This window comes from Brevibacillus brevis, assembly GCF_001039275.2.
In the GTDB taxonomy this organism is placed as follows: domain Bacteria; phylum Bacillota; class Bacilli; order Brevibacillales; family Brevibacillaceae; genus Brevibacillus; species Brevibacillus brevis_C.
In genome coordinates this window covers 5,629,347-5,652,571 of record NZ_CP030117.1, presented here as the reverse complement: position 1 = coordinate 5,652,571, position 23,225 = coordinate 5,629,347, and the positions used below count along the sequence as shown (strand labels likewise).

At 53.7% G+C, this 23,225-nt stretch carries 7 protein-coding genes; all 7 read left to right on the top strand.

Annotated features, from left to right (window positions below; genetic code table 11):
• Positions 1 to 8 precede the first annotated feature (8 nt).
• The 7 genes from AB432_RS27020 to AB432_RS26990 are packed head-to-tail and all read left to right on the top strand — an operon-like array spanning position 9 to position 23,212.
• Positions 9 to 5,543 (top strand): SDR family NAD(P)-dependent oxidoreductase, encoded by a 5,535-nt coding sequence (locus AB432_RS27020; RefSeq protein ID WP_053079638.1) that lies wholly within the window; start codon positions 9 to 11, stop codon positions 5,541 to 5,543.
• An 18-nt stretch (positions 5,544 to 5,561) separates the two neighbouring features.
• The gene (locus AB432_RS27015; RefSeq protein ID WP_053079637.1) at positions 5,562 to 18,965 is read left to right on the top strand and encodes an SDR family NAD(P)-dependent oxidoreductase; all 13,404 of its coding nucleotides are present in this window, start codon (positions 5,562 to 5,564) and stop codon (positions 18,963 to 18,965) included.
• Positions 18,962 to 19,204, top strand: coding sequence for an acyl carrier protein (locus AB432_RS27010; protein WP_048034930.1), 243 nt, complete (start codon positions 18,962 to 18,964; stop codon positions 19,202 to 19,204). The genes AB432_RS27015 and AB432_RS27010 overlap by 4 nt, the downstream gene beginning before the upstream one ends.
• Positions 19,182 to 20,420 carry a beta-ketoacyl synthase N-terminal-like domain-containing protein gene (locus tag AB432_RS27005; RefSeq protein WP_048034929.1) on the top strand — a complete coding sequence of 413 codons (1,239 nt, stop codon included), beginning with the start codon at positions 19,182 to 19,184 and terminating at the stop codon, positions 20,418 to 20,420. Before AB432_RS27010 ends, AB432_RS27005 begins: the two co-directional genes overlap by 23 nt.
• Positions 20,421 to 20,444: 24 nt before the next feature.
• A complete protein-coding gene (locus AB432_RS27000; protein WP_048035979.1) occupies positions 20,445 to 21,695 on the top strand; it encodes a hydroxymethylglutaryl-CoA synthase family protein in 1,251 nt (416 codons plus the stop codon).
• Complete coding sequence (locus AB432_RS26995) at positions 21,695 to 22,459, top strand: enoyl-CoA hydratase/isomerase (RefSeq protein WP_048034928.1); 765 nt, start codon at positions 21,695 to 21,697, stop codon at positions 22,457 to 22,459. Before AB432_RS27000 ends, AB432_RS26995 begins: the two co-directional genes overlap by 1 nt.
• A 6-nt stretch (positions 22,460 to 22,465) precedes the next feature.
• A complete protein-coding gene (locus AB432_RS26990; RefSeq protein ID WP_048034927.1) occupies positions 22,466 to 23,212 on the top strand; it encodes a polyketide synthase in 747 nt (248 codons plus the stop codon).
• The last annotated feature ends 13 nt before the right edge of the window (positions 23,213 to 23,225 follow it).

Sequence of the window (23,225 nt, the reverse complement as noted above, 5' to 3'; positions counted from 1 at the left end):
AGGTCAATATGAGAGATTTTTTGCAAGATGTGTTGAGAGGAGTCCAAGAGGGCCGTCTGTCCAAGCCGGAGGCCCTTCGAATGTTGAACAAGTATAAGCAGAGCGCCCCATCCGCAGCAAATGATGAATACGGTGTACTGCTTTTTCGGCCGTTCGAAGAGGAAACTGCAAAGTCTCCATCGGCCCCTCCTGGGCTCAATCAGGACCGATTGATCATATTTGGCGAGTCGATCGAGGTCCGCGCTGATAAATTAAAATGCATGACAGGCAATGCCGAATGGCTTGTTCTTGAATTCTCAGAACAGCCGATCGAGCAGCGGTATGAGGCATACACACTCCAAATCGTCGACCACCTCCAGCGCCTTCTGCATAATCAAACCGGCCAGGAAACGCTTGTGCAGCTCTTCATCGCAAATAAAGAGGAGTCGCCATGGCTTGTCGGATTATACAGCTTACTGTTAACCGCACGTGCAGAAAATCCGAAGCTCACGGTAGAATGTCTCGAATGGTCGGAAAATGGTAAGGGAGATATTGCCGGTGCGCTCGAAGCAGGTGCTTGGGGGGGCGGCAGCACAAGTGCTGTCCGATCCCGGCACGGTCGCAGCTATCGTGCCGCGTGGAAGAAGGAGACAGTCCTGCAGGAGCAGGTGCGAATGCCGTGGAAAGACCGCGGCATCTATTTAATAACAGGCGGAGCGGGCGCACTCGGCCTGTTATTTGCTGAGGAAATCGCAAGGCAAGTGAGCCGGCCTGTTCTTATACTAATCGGAAGATCGGAAACGCTGAATGACGAAGCATCCGGCCGAATCGAACGGATGGCGGCTCTTGGCGCCAAGGTCGAATATAGGCAGGTTGATCTAAGCGAAGAACATCAAGTTGCTGCATTGATCGATGCAATTCGGCATCAATATGGCGACTTGAATGGGATTCTACATGCGGCAGGCATCATCCGCGATGAATATTTGTACCGCAAAACGCGTGATCAGGTTATCGAGGTGCTCGGTCCGAAGGTGAAGGGACTCGTCCATTTGGACCGGTCTAGCAAGGATATCAAGCTGGACGTGTTTGCCGTCTTCTCATCCGTAGCGGGTGTATATGGCAATGCCGGCCAAGCAGACTATGCGGCGGCGAATGGTTTTATGGATGCTTATACCGTATGGAGACAACAGTCGGACCGCAACAGGTCAGGAATGATCGCAATTAACTGGCCGCTCTGGAGATCGAACGGGATGCAGCTCGAACCCGGAGCCGAGGAAGCATTGGAACGTGAGACCGGGATGGCGGCGATGGCGGGAACGATCGGCATCCGTGCATTCTACGCTGCGCTTGCAAGCGGTGGGAGCCGGGCCATGGTACTCTACGGTGATGGTGCTAAGCTAACCCGTTTTGTAGAAAATGACCGAAGCCGCTCTTCGGCCGATCTTGTCGAAGGCGTCAGGCTGGATCCAAACTTGGACAAGCGGACGCTGAAACGGTTGATTCAATTGTTCACGGGCTATACGAGGCTCAATCCGGACAGCATTGATCCGGATGAACCGTTGGAGACGTATGGCATCGATTCGATTATGATTACCGAGTTGAACCGCAATCTCGCGAATGACTTCGGTGAGCTTTCCAAAACGTTGTTTTACGAATTCAGAACACTAAGAGGCGTAGCCGATTATTTGAGCGCAACGTATCCGCATCAATGTCTCAATTGGATTGGACTGGCCGAGAAAGATACACAGGAGAAAATTAACGCGGCGACAGCTTCGTCCTCCGGTGTGACGCCCCGTTTGTTCCCGAGCGGTGAAAGTAGTGATCAAACGGTCAGCAGATCGGCCGGCTTTGCAGGCAGGAGCGGTCAGCCGGCAGAGAAGGAACCGATCGCGATTATCGGGATGAGCGGCAGATATCCGCAGGCCGAAGATTTGGACGCGTTCTGGCGGAATCTTGCCGCAGGCATGGACTGCATAACCGAAATTCCCGGGGGGCGTTGGCCGGTCGAAGGCTTCTATGAGCCCAATCCGGAGATTGCGGTCGCCGAGGGGAAAAGCTATAGCAAGTGGGGCGGATTTCTAGAGCATGCGACAAGCTTTGATCCGCTCTTCTTTAAAATATCGCCGCTGGAGGCGTCCTGCATGGACCCTCAGGAACGGCTCTTTCTCGAAAGCTGCTGGCATGCGCTTGAGGATGCGGGCTGCACGAGAGAGCATCTGGCTTCGCAGTACGGCGGCAGAGTCGGCGTTTTCGCCGGAATAACGAAAACAGGGTTTAATCTATACGGGCCTGAGTTCAAAAAACAGGGAGAGCGCATGCTTCCCTTTACGTCTTTTAGCTCCGTTGCCAATCGAGTTTCGTATTTGTTTAACTTCAATGGTCCGAGCATGCCGATCGATACGATGTGTTCCTCTTCGTTAACCGCTATTCATGAAGCTTGCGAGCATATTTTGCGCGGGGAATGCGAATTGGCTATCGCCGGAGGCGTCAACTTATATCTTCATCCGTCTAATTATATCGAGCTTAGCGCTCATGGGATGCTGTCCACTGACGGCAAATGCAGAAGCTTCGGCAGCGACGGTAGCGGCTTCGTTCCAGGAGAAGGGGTAGGTGTTTTGCTGCTGAAACGGTTGTCGCAAGCCATTGCCGACGGTGACCGGATTCATGCCGTGATCAGAGCCACCAGCGTGAATCATGGCGGCAAGACAAATGGCTACACCGTTCCCAATCCGAATGCCCAGGGACAGCTGATCCGGCAAGCGCTCGACAAAGCCGGCATTCACAGCAGAACCGTAAGCTATATCGAAGCGCACGGTACGGGAACCAAACTGGGCGATCCGATCGAAATTACCGGGCTGACGCAAGCGTTCCGCCAAGATACGCAGGATAATCAATATTGCGCGATCGGTTCGGTCAAATCGAATATCGGTCATCTAGAGGCGGCGGCTGGTGTGGCCGGCGTAACGAAAATCGTGCTGCAAATGAAGCATCGGAAGCTCGTACCGAGCTTACATGCGCGTACGCTAAACCCGAATATTCCGATGAAAAACACACCTTTTATGGTCCAGCAGGAGCTGGCGGATTGGGATAAACCCGTCGTTCGCCTGAACGGCAAAGAGGAAGAGTATCCGAGAATTGCGGGCATTTCTTCCTTTGGTGCAGGCGGCGCCAATGCCCATATTGTGCTCGAGGAGTATATTCCGCCTGTGAGTGAAGCCCGAAAAGAAACATCCGCTAGTGAAGAGGTGCTTATTCTGCTGTCGGCCGCCAACAAGGAGCGGCTGCATATTCAGGCGGAGAGACTGCTTTCGGCTTTGGACAGCGGATCATTGGCGGATGCAGAATTGACGGAAATCGCTTATACGCTTCAGATCGGTCGCGAGGCGTTGGATGAAAGGCTTGCTTTTACGGCGGCTTCGATGGAAGAGTTATCCCTTCGCTTACGAAGTTTTTTGAATAAGACGTCGGATGACGGATCGATATACCGCGGCCATGCGAAATCGGATAAGGATCAGTTGGCCTCGATCGGAGCGAATGACGATCTTGCAAGCCTTGTAAACCGGTGGATCGAGCTCCGGAATGTTGACAGGCTTGGGGCATTATGGGTGAAGGGTCTGAAGGTAGACTGGAGCCGGATGTATGAGAACAAGTCAGCTAGGCGAGTGAGTTTGCCGGGTTATCCTTTTGAACGCAAAACGTACTGGCTGCCGGGCAGCGGCAAGCGGAAGGAAGCTGAAGCTAGTCCAGACTTGGCAACTGAGAAGCAGCGCTTTATCCGCGAACCAAAGAATCATCCGGAAGCGTTTGAACATGTTTTGCTTACACCTGTTTGGGAGGCTGTGCCTATCGGGTCCGGGCCTGCGTACCCCGGAGCGAACAGCCGAAGCGTTGTGATCATCGGAGGAACGGCTGAAAGCCGGGATGCTCTCTTGGTTCATTATCCGAACGCCATTACAGTCAACGTAGGCGAAGAGGATGATATCGAGCAGATCGCTATGGTGCTGGCACGATTCGGAATCATCGATCATCTATTTTGGCTTGCGCCGCCTTCCGAATTTTTGCTTCATGACGATTCACTCCTTGCCAAGCAAAAGGCTGGAGTCCTTTTGCTATTCCGCTTGATCAAGGCGCTACTACACGCCGGATATGGCGGGAAAAAGTTGAGTGTCGATGTCCTCACCTTCCAAACCCAGCGGGCATACACGGGAGACAGGATAAATCCCGTTCATGCGAGTGTGCATGGACTGATAGGTGCGCTTGCAAAAGAATATCCCAATTGGCAGATTCGTTTACTGGATTTGGAGCCCGGCTGGGAGACTTCAATTGAAACGCTGTTGACGCTTCCTCCCGATACGGAAGGAAACACGTGGTGCTTAAGGGGACAGGAATGGCTGTGTCAAAGGCTGGCTCCTGTGAAGCTCGCCCCCGGCATGCAGCATAACGGTTACCGGAAAGGCGGCGTCTATGTCGTTATTGGCGGGGCCGGAGGTATAGGTGAAGTCTGGACGGCGTACATGATCCGCCGCTATCAGGCCCAGATAGTCTGGCTTGGACGCCGTAGGCAGGATGAGTCGATCAGCGCGTCAATCGAACGGGTGTCCGTGTCCACTACGGGACCAAAGCCATTCTATATAGAGGCGGACGCAGCGGATACCCAAGCGTTGGATCATGCTTATCAGGTCATCAAAGCACGTTTCGGCGCCATTCATGGTGTCGTTCATGCTGCAATCGTCCTGCGCGACCAAAGCCTCGCCAATATGCAGGAGGACGACTTCCGGGCAGGGCTTGGAGCCAAGATTGACGTTAGTGTACGGCTCGCGCAAATATTCCGCAAAGAGCCGCTTGATTTTGTTTTGTTTTTCTCAGGCATGATGTCCTTCGCCAGAAGGGCGGGTCAAAGCAATTATGCAGCAGGCTGCACGTTTAAGGATGCCTTCGCGATCCGTTTGGCCCGTGACTGGCCGTGTGCGGTGAAGATAATGAATTGGGGCTATTGGGGAAGTGCGGGCATTGTCGCTTCGGGCGAATACCGGGCAAGGATGGAGCTTGACGGCATCGGTTCGATAACGCCTTCCGATGCCATGGAGGCGTTGGAGACGCTGCTTGCAAGTCCGGTTGAGCAGATGGCATTTATTAAAGCCTCGAAGAGTGTCCTGGAAGCAGGCTTTGCTTCGGAGAGGCTAATAGACGTCATATTCGACACGCCGGGCTTCAACGGCGATTACAGGTCAATGGTGGAACTGCCAGCACTTCCTGATCTCATTACCGGTATGAACATAGAACGAGGCCAACAGGTTCGGCCGACCGGTCAAGCCGAACCGATTTTGCATGATTTGATCGGGGAAGCGTCCCGTTTGCTGAATGTCCATCCCGAGGAAATCGACCCGAACGCTGAGTTTGCGGAATACGGATTGGATACGGTCCAGCTGGCCGAGCTTTTAAGCAAGCTTAACAGACGCTTCAAGGTGGAAGCGGAAATGCAGGCTTTCACAGATTGGACGACGTTGAACCAGATAGCACAAGCTGTGTCCCGTTTTGTCGGACGATCGGAAATCACGCCATAAGAAAGGGGCCTGTTCGTCTTGGATCAATTAAACACGTTAACCTATAAATTGCTGTGGGGGCAGCTGTGGGAACTCGGACAGTTTACACAGCATCCGTTTGACCTGGACGCTCTGAAGGCCAAGGTGCATTCGCGCTACGGAAGCTGGCTTAAAGAGAGCCTGACACAGCTGAGCGAACAGGGGTATATCAGGCTGCCACAAGGACAGGGCCTTGCGAAAGCAGCTCCTCCTGTTCATCTGAACGAGGTGTGGGAAGAGTGGGCGGCTGCCAAGAAGGAATGGCTGCGCAATCCTAATTTACATGCCCAAGTCAACCTGTTGGAAACAGCGCTTCGGGCGCTTCCGGCGATATTGACCGGTCGGATCGCCGCCACTGACGTTCTGTTTCCAAACGGTTCGATGGAGCTTGTCGAAGGCATCTATAAACATAATCCGGTATCGGATTATTTTAACGAGGTGTTGGCCAATACAGCGGCCGCATATGTAAAAAGTCTGGGTCAAGGGCAACGGATTCGCATTCTTGAGCTGGGAGCGGGAACGGGCGGTACGAGCGAGATGGTCTTCCGCAAGCTGGAGCCTTATCGGGAACAGATCGCGGAGTACGTTTACAGCGACTTATCGAAAGCATTTCTTATCCATGCACAGGAACAATACGGACCGGCAGTTCCCTATTTAAGCTGCCGGATCGTGAACGTTGAAGAGCCCTTGGCGGAACAGGGGATTTCGCCCGGTACATTCGATATGGTCATCGCGTCAAACGTGCTGCATGCGACAAAAAATATTCGGCTTACGCTACGCACCGTTAAATCTGCACTGAAAAAAAATGGTTTATTGCTGCTAAATGAGATGAGCCACAACACACTCTTCGCTCACCTGACATTCGGTCTTCTGGATGGCTGGTGGCTCTATGAGGATGACTGGCTGCGCATTCCGGGTTCGCCCGCCTTAACTTCGGAGACCTGGACGAAAGTTTTGGAGCAGGAGGGGTTCCAGTCGGTTTATTTCCCGGCGCAGGAAGCCCGGAGCTTGGGACAGCAGATTATCGCTTGCCAGAGCGATGGTGTTGTCCGACAATCCGACACAACGTCAGCAAAACGAACCAGTTCGAATATGGATACCGCTGCGGCGATGATTATCTCCACAACGGCAGATGATATCGGAAAAGTGGAACCGAAAGCGGATTGGACTCCTCAAGACAATGACAGATATGTGCAAGCTGTCAAGCTCATGCTTAGAAAGCACATCTCGACAGCGCTTAAGGTTGACCGTGATCAGATCGCTCCGAATCATGCTTTTGCCGATTACGGGCTGGATTCCATTACGGGCGTTCACTTAATCCAATTAGTTAATGAGGAGCTTGGACTGGAACTGCCGACGACCGATCTGTTTACATACAGCTCGATTAATCAGTTTACAGGTTATTTGCTGGCTGAGCATGGCGAAGCCGTTTCCAGGGTCTTCGGAGCTGCAGACCGCATAGCGCCGCAGGCGAATGCTAGGCCGAACTCTGCAGGCGAAAGCTTACGGGAGGCAGACTGTGGAACGAACGAAGTCAAATCGCCCCTTGCGTTCCAGAAAGCGGATGGACGAGCACGAGGCCCGGCTCATAAGGAGCCGATTGCCATCATCGGCATGAGCGGAAGGTTTGCCAAATCCCGTAACATTGAAGAATTATGGGAGCATTTGGCCAGTGGAACGGATTTGGTCGGGGAAATCACGCGATGGAAACAGTCGGACTCCACTATCGTTCGCTATGGTAGCTTACTTGACGATTATGACCAGTTCGACCCGTACTTTTTTCATATTTCGGGAACGGAAGCGGTTTACATGGACCCTCAGCAGCGGTTGTTTCTGGAGGAGTCCTGGAAAGCGCTGGAGGACGCCGGCTATGCCGGATCGGCAATAGAAGGCCGTCGGTGCGGCGTTTATGTCGGGTACAATATCGGCGATTATATGCATCTGATCGGCGACAATCCCCCGGCGCAGGCGATGTGGGGAAATGCCGGTTCAATCGTAGCTGCTCGAATTTCGTATTATTTGAACCTGAAAGGCCCGGCGATAGCAGTCGATACCGCCTGCTCCAGCTCACTCGTATCTGTTCATCTTGCATGTCAGGGACTGTGGGCGCGGGAGACCGATATGAGCTTGGCCGGTGGTGTGTTCATTCAGTCTACCCCGGCTTTCCACGACAGTGCACAACGGGCAGGCATGCTGTCTGCTTCCGGGCGCTGTTATACGTTTGATGAACGGGCGGACGGTTTTGTGCCGGGCGAGGGCGTCGGTGCGGTTGTTCTCAAACGGTTAAGCGATGCGATTACCGCTGGCGACCATATCTACGGTGTCATTGCCGGATCGGGCATGAACCAGGACGGCACGACCAACGGGATTACGGCACCGAGCGGTACTGCACAGGAAGAGCTCGAACGCGAAGTGTATGAACAATTCGGCATCGATCCCGGGCGCATTCAACTGGTAGAAGCACACGGAACCGGTACTAAGCTTGGCGACCCCATTGAGCATGAGGCGTTGACACGCGCATTTAGACATTACACAGCCAAAACAGAATACTGTGCGATCGGCTCTATCAAGACAACGATCGGCCATACGATCGCTGCAGCGGGCATCGCGGGGTTGATCAAGCTGATGTTGTCATTGAAATATAAAAAGCTTCCGCCATCCCTTCATTATCAGAAGGGTAATGCGAATATCCGAATGGAAGGAAGCCCCTTCTACGTCAACACTCGCCTCAAGGAATGGCCTGCTGAGCCGGGTGAAAGCCGGTTCGCGGCGATCAGTTCATTTGGCTTCAGCGGGACGAATGTGCACATGGTCCTTCAGGAAGCGCCGACGATCGATCGTCAGCCAAGGCCAACGCGCAGTCATCTGCTGGTGCTGTCGGCACAGTCCGACGCGCAGTTACGTCAGCAGGCGGAGCAGCTTATCGCCTACTGCGGCAAGCATCCCGAAGCGGATATCGGGGATATGAGCTATACGTTACTGATCGGACGTAAGCATTTGCCGCATCGGCTGGTCTGTATCATTGAGGATGTGACTGCCCTTGTCGCTGTGCTGAACCGCTGGCTTCTTGAGGGGAGCGCGCCGGGCCTCTTCGCGTCGGTCGTGCATGAATGGGAACGGCAGGAGGATGCGATCAAGAAGAACGAGGGTCTGGCGTGCATCATGGAATGGCGTAATTCGGAGTTTGATAAGCCGGAGATGTTAGAAAGGATTGCCCGCTTGTATCAGCAAGGCTATGAGCTGGCATATGACAAGCTGTTTACAGCCAGTCAATACAGACGGATTTCATTGCCGGTGTATCCCTTTGCACGGGAGAGATTTTGGGTGCCGCTTAGCGGAGTAAGTGAGTCGGTGAAGGAGGATGGACGGCAGCAATCGGAAGTTCTTCATCCGCTGGTGCACCGCAATACGTCGACGCTTACGGAGCAGCGGTACAGCTCCGTATTCACGGGCGATGAGCCCTTCTTCGCGGACCATGTGCTAAACGGCCAGCAGATTTTTCCCGGCTCCGCTTACTTGGAAATGGCTCATGCAGCCGTACGGCTTGCTACTGAATCGGCTGCTGACGACGGACGAATCTTGCAGTTGAAGCATGTTGGATGGGTACAACCCCTCATTGCGCGGGATGAACCGGTTGTTCTTCACATCGCGCTCGCTTCCGGAGAGAATGAGGAAATTACGTTCGAGGTATACAGCTTGTCGGGGGATAAAGACAGAGAAGAAGCGGTTGTTCATTTTCAAGGTTCGGGAAGGTGGACGGCCGCTGCGACGGAGGAGCGGCTGAATGTGCGGGAGGCGCAAGCGGCATGCCGCCATACGGTTTCGTCGGAAGCATGCTACGAGGCGTTTGCACAAATCGGCTTTCAATACGGCATCACCCACAAGGGCATCGAGCAGCTTCATATTGGAGAACAGGCTGCGCTGGCGAAGCTGTCGATGCTTGCTGATCGAGGAAGCGTGGAGCCTTTTACGATGCATCCCGGTCTGCTGGATGCCGCACTCCAATCGATGGCCGGTCTTGTAGTCGGAGAAAATAACGTAAGCCCATTGGATGGCAGTCTTCGTTTAAGTCCGCTTTTGCCTTTCGCTATTGAAACGGTCGATATCGTACATGCCATGGATGCCGAGATGTGGGCGTATTTGCGATTCAGCCACGACTCGGGTAGGCATGGCGGCATTAAGAAAATTGATATCGATTTGGTTGACGCTCAGGGCCGTTTATGCGTACGGATCAAAGGGTATGCTGCCCGCCCGGTACAAGCAAGCGCACACTCCGACGAGGGGGTGTTATTGTTCGAGCCGATATGGGAAACGGCGGAGAAATCTATAGATTCAAATGAAGCTGTGCACCGATATGAGCGCCGAATTGTCGTCGCTGCTGAAGACTGTACCTTCGCTCTGAAGGAAATCGAAGGACAGGAGGGTGACGTCCGATGCATCGCCCTGCAGACCGAACATCAGGATAAGATCGACCTGCGTTACCATGCTTATGCAGAACAGCTGCTGGGTATCGTACAGGAAGTGTTGCAGGATAAGCGCTCCACTATTATACAGCTGCTTATTGGCCATGCCGATCAACAGCAATTGGCTGCGGGGTTGTCAGGAATGCTCAAAACAGCGGCCATGGAAGAGCCGAGAATAGCCGGCCAGCTAATCGAGCTTGAAGCTCAGTCGAGTGAGCACGACCTGGCCCAATTACTGGCGGCGTACGCAAAGCAACCAGAATTGCAGCACATCCGATTGAATAGGGAGCAGCATAGCATTCTGCGCTGGCGCGAGATGTGTACGGTTCCCGAGCCGTCTGCAGTTGTTCCTTGGAAGGATGGCGGCGTTTACCTCATAACCGGGGGAACAGGCGGGCTTGGTGTGCTGTTTGCGGAAGAAATTGCGCGAAGGACCCGCGGCGCTGTCTTGATCCTTGCGGGACGATCAGCGCTGGACCAAAACAAGCGTGAACGGATAGAGCAATTAACCAATCGAGGGCTGACGGTGGAATACAGGCAAACGGATGTCGGTAGCCTGGAGGCGATAGAAACGCTGGTCCAAGAGATTTGCCGCAAATACGGTACATTGAACGGGATCGTGCACGGCGCCGGTGTTATTCAAGATGCGTATTTGAAAAAGAAGTCCGCGGATGAACTTCAGCAAGTCCTTCGGCCAAAAGTATCCGGAACGGTCCATCTGGATGAAGCGACTCGCCATATTCCGTTAGATTTCTTCCTGCTTTTCTCGGCTTTAGCAGGTGTAATAGGTAATCCCGCTCAGGCTGATTATGCGGCCGCCAACGCTTTTCTGAATCGTTTTGCTGCCTACCGTAACGAGTTAGCGGGAGCCGGACAACGGCATGGCCGTACAGTGTCGATTTGTTGGCCGCTGTGGCAAGAAGGCGGCATGCAGGTTCATGCCGAGACGGCGAAGCTGTTGAAGCAGAAGAGCGGCATGCGGGCAATGGCAAGCAGCACGGGCATTCAAGCGTTTTACATGGCTTTGGCTGCCGGAAAATCGCAAATCACCGTTATCGACGGTGAGAAAGAAACGTTACGCGCCTTTATGCGGATGGCACAGAATGAAGGGAAGGCGCAGGCTTTCGAAAGCGGCAAGAAAGAGCCGTCTGCTTGGGATCAAAGCGATGCGCTTCAGGAGAAAGCGGTCGCGTACTTGACGAATTTGATATCCTCTGTAGCCGGCACGCCCGCCAGCCGGATGGACCCGGACACTCCGATGGAAACGTACGGCCTCGATTCCGTCATGGTGATGCAAATCACCAGCCGGCTGGAAGCGGCCTTCGGCTCCCTGTCGAAAACATTGTTTTTCGAATACCCGAACATCGGTCGGCTGGCGGCTTTTTTCATCGAACATCATCGGTTCCGTTTGGCCGAGTTAGTTGGCGCTAAAATGTCGGCGGAAGATTCCATGAGTCCTATCACCGTATTACCGAAGCCAAAGGAAGCAGGCCGCAAAGCTGCACGCCCGATGTCCAAGCCCAAGCGGCTGACAGAAGCACGGGACGGAAGTCGTGTACACGATATTGCGATCATCGGCATAGCCGGCCGTTATCCGGGGGCTAAAAATATTGAACAATTTTGGGAGAAGCTTCGTGACGGTCAGGACTGCATCAGCGAAATTCCGCCCGACCGCTGGGATCACAGTGTCTACTATGACCCGGATAAGAATAAGCCGGGCAAAGTGTATACGAAGTGGGGCGGATTTGTGGAGGGCGTCGACCGCTTCGATCCGTTGTTCTTTCATATATCGCCGCGTGAAGCCGAGATCATGGACCCGCAGGAAAGATTGTTTCTGCAATGCGTCTATGAAGCGATCGAAGACGCGGGATATACACGGGAAACGCTCGTTGCCGAGGGGCAAGGGAAGACGAAGCGGGTTGGCGTATTCGTTGGCGTCATGAACGAGGAATATCAGCTATATGGCGCGGAGTTGACTGCCCGAGGGAAGCCAATCGCACTATCAGGTAATCCCTCGTCTGTCGCAAACCGGGTCTCTTACTTCTGCGATTTCAAGGGACCAAGCATGGCGGTGGACACGATGTGTTCCTCGTCGCTGACAGCCATTCATCTGGCTTGCCAAAGCTTGCGGCAAGGGGAAAGCCGTGTTGCCGTGGCCGGAGGAGTCAACGTATCCGTCCACCCGAATAAATACATTTTCCTTTCCCAAGGCAAATTCGCTTCCAGCAAAGGCCGCTGCGAAAGCTTCGGGAAAGATGGTGACGGTTACGTACCCGGCGAAGGGGTAGGTGCAGCTTTGCTGAAACCGCTCGAAGATGCAATTGCGGACGGCGATCACATTTATGGCATTATCAAGGGAACGGCCATCAACCACGGCGGCAAAACAAACGGCTATTCGGTACCCAGTCCGGTTGCGCAGGCCGACGTCATTGGCGAGGCAATCAAGGATGCTGGTATTGATCCGCGAACCATTAGCTATATCGAAGCGCACGGCACGGGCACCTCGCTTGGCGATCCGATTGAAATCGCGGGCTTGAGCCAATCCTTCCGCGCCTATACGGCCGATGTTCGCTTTTGTGCGATCGGCTCGGCCAAATCGAACATCGGCCATTGCGAAAGTGCAGCAGGCATTGCCGGTTTGACGAAGGTATTGCTTCAGATGAAATATGGTCAACTGGCGCCGTCTCTGCATGCGGAGGAGCTCAATCCGAACATCGATTTCGAGCAATCACCTTTTGTGGTACAGCGTACGCTGGAGGACTGGAACCGACCTGTTCTGACCATAGACGGGACCACAAGGAAACTTCCGAGAATCGCCGGACTTTCTTCCTTTGGCGCGGGAGGTTCCAACGGGCATCTGGTCATCGAAGAATATATTTCAGAAGAACATGTGACAGGTGAAAAGCAGACTTACCATAGGCACGATCCGGCTATCATTGTACTTTCAGCGCGCGACGAAGATCGTCTACACCATGTTGCGCAGCGTCTCTTGTCCTTCATACGCGATCAAGGCTGTGATCACATAAACCTGGAGAATCTGGCCTACACGCTCCAAGTGGGCCGGGAAGCGATGGAGGAACGGCTGGCGATGCTCGTCGGTTCGATCGAAGAGCTGGAGAATAAGCTGCTTGCTTATTTAGCGGATCGCGAAGAAAGTAACAACGTTTTCCGCGGTCACATCCAGACCAATGAACTGATGCAAATGTGGCGGACAGATGAGGATTTATCGGAGACGTTCAAGGCATGGATGAGAAAAGGGAAATTCGGGAAGATCCTCGGTCTGTGGGTGAAAGGGCTGAACATCGATTGGCGTCTGCTTTACGAAGATACGGTTCCCCACCGGATGAGCCTGCCAACGTATCCGTTTGCAGAGGAGAGGTACTGGATACCGGAGACCGACAGCATATTTGCTCGGGAAGGACATGGCGGTAAGCCTCTTCATCCGCTACTGCACCGGAATACATCGGATGTGTCGGAGCTGCGTTTCAGTTCGCTGTTTACCGGTAAGGAGCATTTCCTGAGCGATCATGTTGTTGATGGGAATAAGGTCATGCCGGGCGCCGCTTACCTTGAAATGATTCGCGCAGCCGCTGAGGCTGCAGCCGGCAAGCTGTTAAGTTCGAAAGGCACTCGTCTTCATCAGATCGTATGGAGAAAGCCGCTTGTCATGAACAACGCATCCTCCGAGGTGCATATTCGGCTCCGTAAGGAAGACGAAGAATTGGCATGCGAGGTCTTTTCCGATCAGGGCGAAGACGAGATTGAGACCTTGTATTGTACGGCAACGGTATCGCTTCAGGAGCCCGAAGAGAGCCCGATTATGGATATCGATGTGATAAGAGCACAATGCAGCGGGCCGAAGCTGTCAGGCGAGCAATGCTATCGGGCTTTCGAATCAGCCGGACTTTTGTATGGACCCGGCAACAGAGGGATCAGAAGTATCTATACCGGCAACGCTCAGGCATTGGCGAACGTGTTTGTTCCGGCGGAAGCAGCCAGCACGTCGCATGATTATGTGCTTCATCCGAGTTTGATTGATTCCGTCTTCCAGGCAACGATCGGCTTGTTTCCCCGTCAGGTTCTGGAAGCAATGGAGGGGCAGCCGCAGTCCGAGAGCCCAATCGTTCCTTTTGCGCTGGAGGAATTGGACATCCTTGGCCCATGTTCAGGAGAGATGTGGGCATGGATCCGGTTCAGCAGCGGTCTTCTACCGGAGAGCCCGGTCCGCAAGCTGGATATCGAGCTTATCGACAGCAGCGGAATCGTTTGTGTACGGATGAGAGGATTGACGTCCAGACGAATTGACCGTGAAGAGGTTCGTGATCAACCTGTTGAGCCCCTTAAGGAAACGCTTTTGTTCCAGCCGATATGGGAATTGAAGCCTTGCCATACGGGGAAGAACACGGTGACTTATACCAGACGTATCGTCTTGTTGGGCGGATCGGACAACTCGCTTGCAGATCAACTTATGCAACAAGGAGGCGGGGCAGAGGTTCATCTATTGGGCGACGGCCTGGAAAGTATGACGTTGGCGTCACGTTATACGTTTTATGCCAAACGGATGTTGAAACAACTTCAATCCGCACTTCATGGTACGGAAGGCAGGACGCTGATTCAATTGGTGCTCCCGTATAACGACAATCAGCGTGTCATGGTTGGATTAAGCGGAATGCTGAAGACCGCTGCTCTTGAACATCCAGGTGTCGTCGGGCAGACGATTTTACTGGGTACGGACTCAGAAGGCTCTGCCATTGCCGGGATTATCGACGAGAATGGGTCTGAACCGGAGGACGCCGTCATTCGTTATGAAGCTGGCAATCGTTATGTTCAAAAGGTTGTGGAGATGGGGCTCAAAAACGGGGTTCCAGTACCTTGGAAAGATAACGGAACGTATCTGATCACAGGCGGCTGCGGCAAGCTTGGGATGATCGCTGCGCGAGATGCCGCTGCACGAACCAGGGGTGCGAACCTGATCCTAACGGGGCGCTCCGCTTATGATGAACGGATACAAAAGCATCTTGACGAGTTAAAAGCGGTGGGAGCCCATGCAGAGTACTACAGCTTGGACATTAGCGACGCTTCCGCCATCCAAGAACTAATCGAACGGATAGAAGCCCGTTATGGTGGTTTGTCCGGCATCATTCATTGCGCAGGCACTCGAGCGGACAGCCTCATCTTGAAAAAAACGGAAATGGACATCGATCGGGTATTCGCCGCTAAAGTGGCCGGTCTTATTCATCTGGACCGTTCAACGAGGCATATGGAGCTCGACTTTATGCTGCTTTATTCTTCTCTTGCCGGAACGCTGGGCAATTTCGGTCAAGCCGACTATGCAGCCGCCAATGGGTTTATGGACGCGTTCGCAGCGCATCGGAACGATCTTACGGCTTCAGGACTTCGCAAGGGCAAAGCCTGCTCGATCGCCTGGCCGCTCTGGGAGGAGGGCGGCATGCAGATCGATGAGGAAACGCTCTCCATGATGAACAGGCTGACCGGGATGTCTGTGCTCGAAACCGCCGGCGGGTTGCACGCTTTATATGCCGCCACAGCATCTGCATCGGATCATGTCCTGACGATAGCGGGAGATCCTTCCCGGATGCGGGCTGCCTTGACGGCCGGGAACCAGTCTCCGCCGCAGGCTCAAGCTCGGACGGCTGCTGTCGTGCAGCAGCCTGTAAAGGTTGACGGCATTCCAGCCTTTCCGCAGGATGAGCTGGAGAAGAAGACCATAGCGTACTTAAAATCGCTTGTATCGGCGGTAATTAAGCTGCCCGTCGAGCGGATGCATGAGGATACGCCGTTCGAGAAATATGGTGTCGATTCAGTGACTATCATGCAGCTGACAGCAAGTCTGGAACAATCATTCGGAACGTTGTCCAAATCGCTGTTCTTTGAATATATGACGATCAGGGAGCTGGCCGGCTATTTGATGCGTGCTCACTTAGGCCGTCTGCCTGCTGTCTTGGGCTTGGAGGACGGTTCTTCGTTCGGATCGGTAGCGTCTATCCCTGAACGCGCCGGACTTTCGCGTCATGACAGCCATGCTGTAGAGAAAGCAGAACCGTCAACCGGCACTAACGATGTTGAAACGGCAGGAGCTACAACCGAATGGCGGCCGGAGGATATCGCGATTATCGGGGTGGCCGGACGCTATCCGGGAGCAAGAGACGTGGAGGCGTTTTGGCACAATATCCGGAACGGTGTCGACAGCATCACCGAAATCCCGGCAGACCGTTGGAATCATGAGGCGATCTTTGATGCAGAGCCTGATAAACAGGGGAAAACCTATTCCAAATGGGGAGGCTTCCTGGAAGGTGTAGATCGTTTCGATCCGTTGTTCTTTCACATTTCGCGCAAAGAAGCGGCGTTTATGGATCCTCAGGAGCGATTGTTTCTACAGTGCACGTACGAGCTGCTGCAGGATGCCGGATACACGAGACATGGCTTGCAGCAGCTCGATTCGTCCGGTCTTGGCGGTAATGTAGGCGTTTACGTCGGTGTCATGTACGAGGAATATCAGCTTTATGGCGCGGAAGAAACGGTTCGGGGCCGGCCGGTGGCGCTGTCTGGCAGCGCTTCTTCAATTGCGAACCGCGTATCGTATTTTTACAATTTACATGGACCGAGCCTGGCTATTGATACGATGTGCTCATCTTCACTCACCGCGATACATTTGGCCTGCCAAAGTCTGCGGGAGGGAGAATGCGATGCAGCTATAGCAGGGGGTGTAAACCTTTCCATTCATCCGAATAAGTACTTGGCGCTTGCGCAAGGAAAATTCGCGTCGAGCAAAGGCCGGTGCGAGAGCTTCGGCGAGGGAGGCGACGGTTACGTGCCGGGCGAAGGCGTCGGCGCCGTTCTGTTAAAACCGTTGTCACGGGCCATTGCCGACAAAGACCGCATTTACGGCGTCATTAAAGGATCAGCCGTCAACCATGGCGGTAAGACGAACGGATACTCGGTTCCGAATCCGAAAGCGCAGGCAAGTGTGATCGAGCGGGCGATCCGGAAGTCGGGCATTGATCCGGGCGCGATCAGCTATATCGAAGCGCATGGGACCGGTACGTCGCTTGGCGATCCCATCGAAATAAAAGGTTTAAGTGATGCATGGAAAACGAGTGCCCTTCCGACATCCGTTTGTGCGATCGGTTCCGTAAAATCCAACATCGGTCACTGCGAGAGCGCAGCGGGAATTGCGGGCTTAACGAAGGTTCTGATGCAGTTGAAATACGGGGAACTGGCGCCATCGCTTCATTCCGAGAAGCTGAACCCGAATATCGTCTTTCCGGATACACCGTTTAGGGTGCAGCAGAAGCTGGAAGAATGGAAGCGGCCCGTCGTCGAAGCAGGCGGAGAAAAGCAGGCAATGCCGCGCATAGCAGGTATTTCTTCGTTCGGCGCGGGAGGATCCAATGCTCACTTAATCGTGGAAGAATATAAACCGCCCGCAGCGGCACATTCTATCGATCAGGCCGGGAGGACCGTTCCGATTGTTTTGTCCGCGCCGAACAAAGAGGGATTGAAACGATTGGCTTCTCGCTATCTGGATGCAATAGCGATGCGGCAGATTACGGATGATAACTTGTCTGATGCGGCTTATACCCTTCAGGTGGGCCGTGAGGCGATGGAAGAACGAGCGGCTATGGCCGTTTCTTCGGTTCTGGAGCTGAAACGCGGGTTGCAGGCGATTGTCGAGAACGGCCGAATGGAGAAACTGCACCTCGGCAGGGCGAAGTCAGGCGCGGCACTGTCCGAGCTGCAGGCCGGAGCGCCGGATGAGTCGACCTGGCTGGGATGGTTTGCTTCTGGGAAGTTTGAGCCGCTTCTGTCTGTATGGGTAAGTGGCATTGATTTTGATTGGCGGCTTGTCTACGGTAAAACGACACCGAGACGCATTAGCCTGCCCTCCTATCCGTTCGCTGAAGAAAAATGCTGGTATAACATTAGCGGCAATGGACATCAATCCGCAGGAACAAATGGAAGCGAACCTGCTCCAGCTCCAAAAGTTCATATTCACGAGGCTGGAACGATGGACCGGGAAGCGGTGGAAACAATTACGTTAAGGCCGCTATCGAACATTCCCGATCAAATCGATCACGGAAGCGGACACTCGCTACGGCTCCCGCCGATTAAATTGAAGAAGATCGACGGTGTATCGAAGCAGCGCATATCGCTCGACGTGTTGACAGAGCAGTTGGCCGAGAGCTTGGCCGATACGATGTTTATGGAACGTGCCGAATTGGACCCGGAGAGAAAGTTTGTCGAAATCGGCGTAGACTCGATTATCGGCGTGGAATGGATCAAAGCAGTAAATAAGAAGTATGACGTATCCATTACGGCGACCAAAATATACGATTACTCGACTTTAAGCGAATTTGCCGCCTATTTGCACGGCGTAATCGCTGAGAAGCCCGCTTTGGTTGGGAACGAAGCGGAAGCAGAAGCAGAACACGATTACGATCACGTAAGCCAGTTGCCGAAACAAACGGCGGCACTTACGGCAGCCGAACATGTGGACCCTGCCGAAGAAAGAACGCCCCCTCCAAACAGCGGCGTTTCCTTGGAGGCACTGGAAGAGCAATTGGTCCAGAGCATGGCGGAGGCCATGTTTATGCAGCCTGACGAGATTGATCCTGAAATCAAATTCGTGGACATCGGGGTTGATTCGATTGTCGGCGTCGAATGGATCAAGGCGGTTAATAAGCAGTACGGCACGAGCATCACGGCGACGAAAATATATGACTATTCGACGATCAGACAGTTCGCGGCGTATCTGAGTTCCGAACTGAGCCGGGGTCAAGGAGCTACTCCGGAACAGGAGGCCGTACGTTCTCCGCTTCTGCTGGATGACATTTTACAGCAAGTGGAAAGCGGTAGGCTGGACATTCATGAGGCTAACGATTACGTCAGTCGTCTTATCCTTGAGGAGGAACGGAATTGAACAGACAAGAAATAACAGCCGTTATCATAAAAAATTTGTATGAGATCGTCCCCGAATTAGAGGGACGGGAACTGAGGCCGGAGGACCGGCTTTCGGATCTCGGATTGAACTCTATCGACCGCGCGGATCTAATTTCGATGGTGATGGAGGATTTGTCGCTTTTGCAGAATCAAAGATCGCAGTTTGTTGGAATGTCAAGCATAGGGGAACTGGCCGATGGGTTCTTGGGCAAGCTGTAGGCCGGACGATATCGTCATCTCAGGCATTGGCATCACATCGGCCATTGGTCAAGGACAGGCGGCCTTCGCGGCAGCCCTCCTTGACGGCCGGCACGCCTTTTCTGTGTTGAATCGTCCGGGTCGCCAAAAAGGAAGCTCTTCTTTCCTGGGGGCGGAGATCGAATCGCTGGTTATGCCGGAACGTCTTTCTAAACGGCTGCTGCGAACGGCTTCCTTCTCCGGGCAGGCTGCGATGGCAACGATGCATGAGGCTTGGGAGGATGCAGTTCTGGATCAGGTTGAGCCAGAGCGTATCGGCCTCATTATCGGCGGTTCCAACTTACAGCAGCGGGAGGCTCTCCAAGTCTATGCCTCGTATTCGGAACGTCCTTCGTTTCTGAGGCCCACTTATGCGATGACGTACATGGACAGTGATTTATGCGGACTTTGCACGGAGCAGTTTGGGATTCGCGGATTTGCGTTTACATTGGGAGGCGCATCCGCAAGCGGTCAGGCTGTTATCGCTCAAGCCGTTCAAGCTGTTAGCTCCGGGGAAGTCGATGCTTGCATCGCAGTCGGGGCATTGGCCGACCTTTCCTATATGGAGCTTGCGGCCTTTCGCAGCCTGGGCGCAATGGGCTCCGATCAATATGCCGACAGACCGGATCTGGCCTGCCGACCATTCGACGGCGGCCGGGACGGCTTCATCTACGGGGAAAACTGCGCTGCCGTCGTAATTGAGCGTGCATCTTGTGCCGGTAAGAGAGGGGTTCTTCCTTATGCGGCCATTACCGCTACAGCGATCGCGATGGACGGCAACCGAAATCCGAATCCGTCCTACGAGGGAGAAATGCGTGTGATCCGTGAAGCTCTTCGCCGGGCCGGCATTACAGCCGCAGACATCGACTACGTCAATCCGCATGGAACGGGCTCCCCGGTCGGTGATGATACGGAGCTGCGCGCGCTTAAAGACAGCGGATTGTCGCATGCCTACATCAATGCGACCAAATCCATAACAGGCCATGGTCTCAGTGCAGCAGGAGCTGTGGAAATTATTGCGGTATTGCTTCAGATGCGCAACTCGCGTCTTCATCCGACGCGTAATTTGGAGCTTCCGGTTGACGAGACGTTCAATTGGGTGAAGGAACAATTCGTCCCGTACTCCATTTCTCATGCTTTATGCCTCAGCATGGGCTTTGGCGGCATGAATACAGCAGTCACTCTGCAAAAGATTTAAAACAAACAGAAAAGGAGAATGGGCTTGATTCAAGTTGGAATAGAAGCGATGAATGTTTTTGGCGGCACTGCTTTTCTGGATGTCCCGGAACTTGCAGCAAGGCGTCAATTGGATACTGCCAGGTTCGAGAATCTGATGATGCTCGAGAAAACCGTTGCCTTGCCTTACGAGGACCCTATTACGTTCGGTGTCAATGCCGCGAAGCCGATCGTGGATTCGCTGTCTGAAGAAGAGCGGAACCGGATCGAACTGGTGATTACCTGCACGGAATCCGGTATCGATTTCGGCAAATCGATGAGCACGTATATCCACCATTATCTCGGTTTAAACCGCCGCTGCCGGATGTACGAAATCAAGCAGGCCTGCTATTCGGGAACAGCAGGCCTGCATGCCGCGGTCCAATTTATTCTCTCCGGCACATCCCCGGGGGCCAAGGCGCTGGTGATCGCCACGGACATATCCCGTTTTTTCGTGGCTGAGGGCGGGAGCTCGTTGACCGAAGACTGGTCCTATGCAGAGCTTAGTGCGGGAGCCGGAGCTGTTGCCCTTCTGGTCAGCGATACGCCGTATGTCTTCCAAATCGATACGGGCGCGAGCGGTTATTACGGTTATGAAGTGATGGATACGTGCCGCCCTATGCCAGACAGCGAAGCAGGCAATTCCGATTTGTCGCTGTCCACGTATCTGGATTGCTGCGAACAAACCTTTATGGCCTACAAAGCGCGGGTGCCAGAAGCGGACTATAAGGATACGTTTCAATATTTAGCTTTTCATACTCCCTTCGGCGGTATGGTGAAGGGCGCACATCGCACGATGATGCGAAGAATCGCGAAGGCCAAAGCGCCGGAGATCGAAGCGGACTTTAATCAGCGTGTGCTTCCGGGCATTCGATATTGCCAGCGTGTCGGCAATATCATGGGAGGCACCGTTTTCCTGTCACTGGCAGGCCTAATCGAGCATGGGACATTTGATACGCCCAAGCGGATCGGTTGTTATTCGTATGGCTCCGGCTGCTGCTCGGAATTTTACAGCGGTGTCGCCACAAGTCAAAGCCAGGCGGCACTGCGTAAATTCAAGCTAAGCGAACGTCTGCAGGAGCGCCGTCTGCTCGGCTTTGACGAATATGAAGCGATGCTGAAAAGCGGTCACGGTATCCGGTTTGGAACTCGTAACGCGAAGCTCGACTTGCAAGGGATTCCCGCATCTGTGCGGGGCGAGCAGCGGCTCTACCTGGAAGAGATCCGGGACTTCCATCGGATTTACAGGTGGCTGTAATGGAGTTTAAGACGCTGCATGTTCGATATCAGGGAACCGTATGCTTTATCAGACTGCACCGGCCCGAAGCGGACAATACGATCAATGACCAGCTTGTAGAGGAACTGGGCTGCGTGTTGGACCAATGCGAGGAAGAAGTGACGGTTGTCGTGCTGGAAGGTCTGCCTCATGTATTCTGCACGGGCGCAGATTTCCAGGAGATCCACGCCCATATGGCAGAAGGCCGATCCATACGAAGCAATCCTGAACCTCTGTATGCGTTATGGATGAGAATGCGGACAGGACCGTACATCGTTCTTTCTCACGTCAAGGGTAAGGCAAATGCCGGGGGGCTTGGCTTTATCGCCGCAAGCGATATCGTTCTGGCGGACGGGACGGCCCAATTCAGCCTGTCCGAGCTGCTGTTCGGCCTGTATCCCGCTTGTGTGATGCCGTTTCTTATTCAAAAAACGGGCATGCAGCGCGCGCATTATATGACGCTGATGACGCAGGCCTTCGATGCGGAAACTGCACTCCGCTGGGGGTTGATCGATGCCTGGGAGCCAGAAAGCGAGTCGCTGCTGCGCCGACATCTGCTTCGATTGAAGCGTCTGCCGAAGGCAGGGATTGCGAAGTACAAACGCTATATGATTGAGCTGCAGCCCTTAATCCGGGAAGGCAGGGAGCTGGCAATAACTGCGAATCAAACCATGTTTGCCGACCCGGATACGCTCGCAGTTATCTATAATTTTGTCAATAAAGGCCAATTTCCATGGGAAGGTTGATGTGTAATGCAACCGGTTGTAGAGCTGCGTGAAATCGAGCCGGGTATCGCAACGATTACCATGCAGGACCGCGTATACAAAAACACGTTCTCCGACGACCTGGTAAAGGGTTTGGCGCATGCTTTCCTAACTGTAAAGGAAACAGAGCGGTATAAAGCCGTTATTTTGACCGGGTATGATACTTATTTTGCTTCTGGCGGGACGCAAGAAGCTTTGCTTGCTATTTTCGAAGGGCAATTGAAATTTACGGACAGCAACATTTACAGCCTTGCGCTGGAATGCCCGGTTCCCGTCATATCCGCTATGCAAGGTCATGCGATCGGAGGCGGGTTTGTAATCGGATTGTTTGCCGATTTTGTCGTCATGAGCCGTGAGAGTGTGTATACGGCCAATTTCATGAAATACGGCTTCACACCGGGAATGGGCGCAACGTACATATTGCCGCGAAAGCTGGGATTGAGTCTGGGCAATGAAATGCTGCTAAGCGGTAGCAATTATCGAGGGGCGGATCTGGAGAAGAGAGGCGTGCCTTTCGCGGTCCTTCCCCGGGACCAAGTGATGAGCCATGCTCTGGAGCTGGCGCGGCAGCTCGCGGAAAAGCCGCGCCTTTCGTTGGTTGCATTGAAGGACCATCTGGTTGAGACAATGCGAGCCGAGCTCCCGAATTATATTGCGAAAGAAGTCGCGATGCATGAGCTAACCTTCCATCAGACAGAAGTTCGGGACAAGATTCTGTCCTTATTTGGCAAATAGCGAACAGGCAGGG

Bases quoted from the DNA above. Each gene is read 5' to 3' on its own strand.
- AB432_RS26990 (WP_048034927.1), top strand. From the start codon at position 22,466: ATGCAACCGGTTGTAGAGCTGCGTGAAATCGAGCCGGGTATCGCAACG.
- AB432_RS27005 (WP_048034929.1), top strand. From the start codon at position 19,182: ATGGGTTCTTGGGCAAGCTGTAGGCCGGACGATATCGTCATCTCAGGC.
- AB432_RS26995 (WP_048034928.1), top strand. From the start codon at position 21,695: ATGGAGTTTAAGACGCTGCATGTTCGATATCAGGGAACCGTATGCTTT.
- AB432_RS27020 (WP_053079638.1), top strand. From the start codon at position 9: ATGAGAGATTTTTTGCAAGATGTGTTGAGAGGAGTCCAAGAGGGCCGT.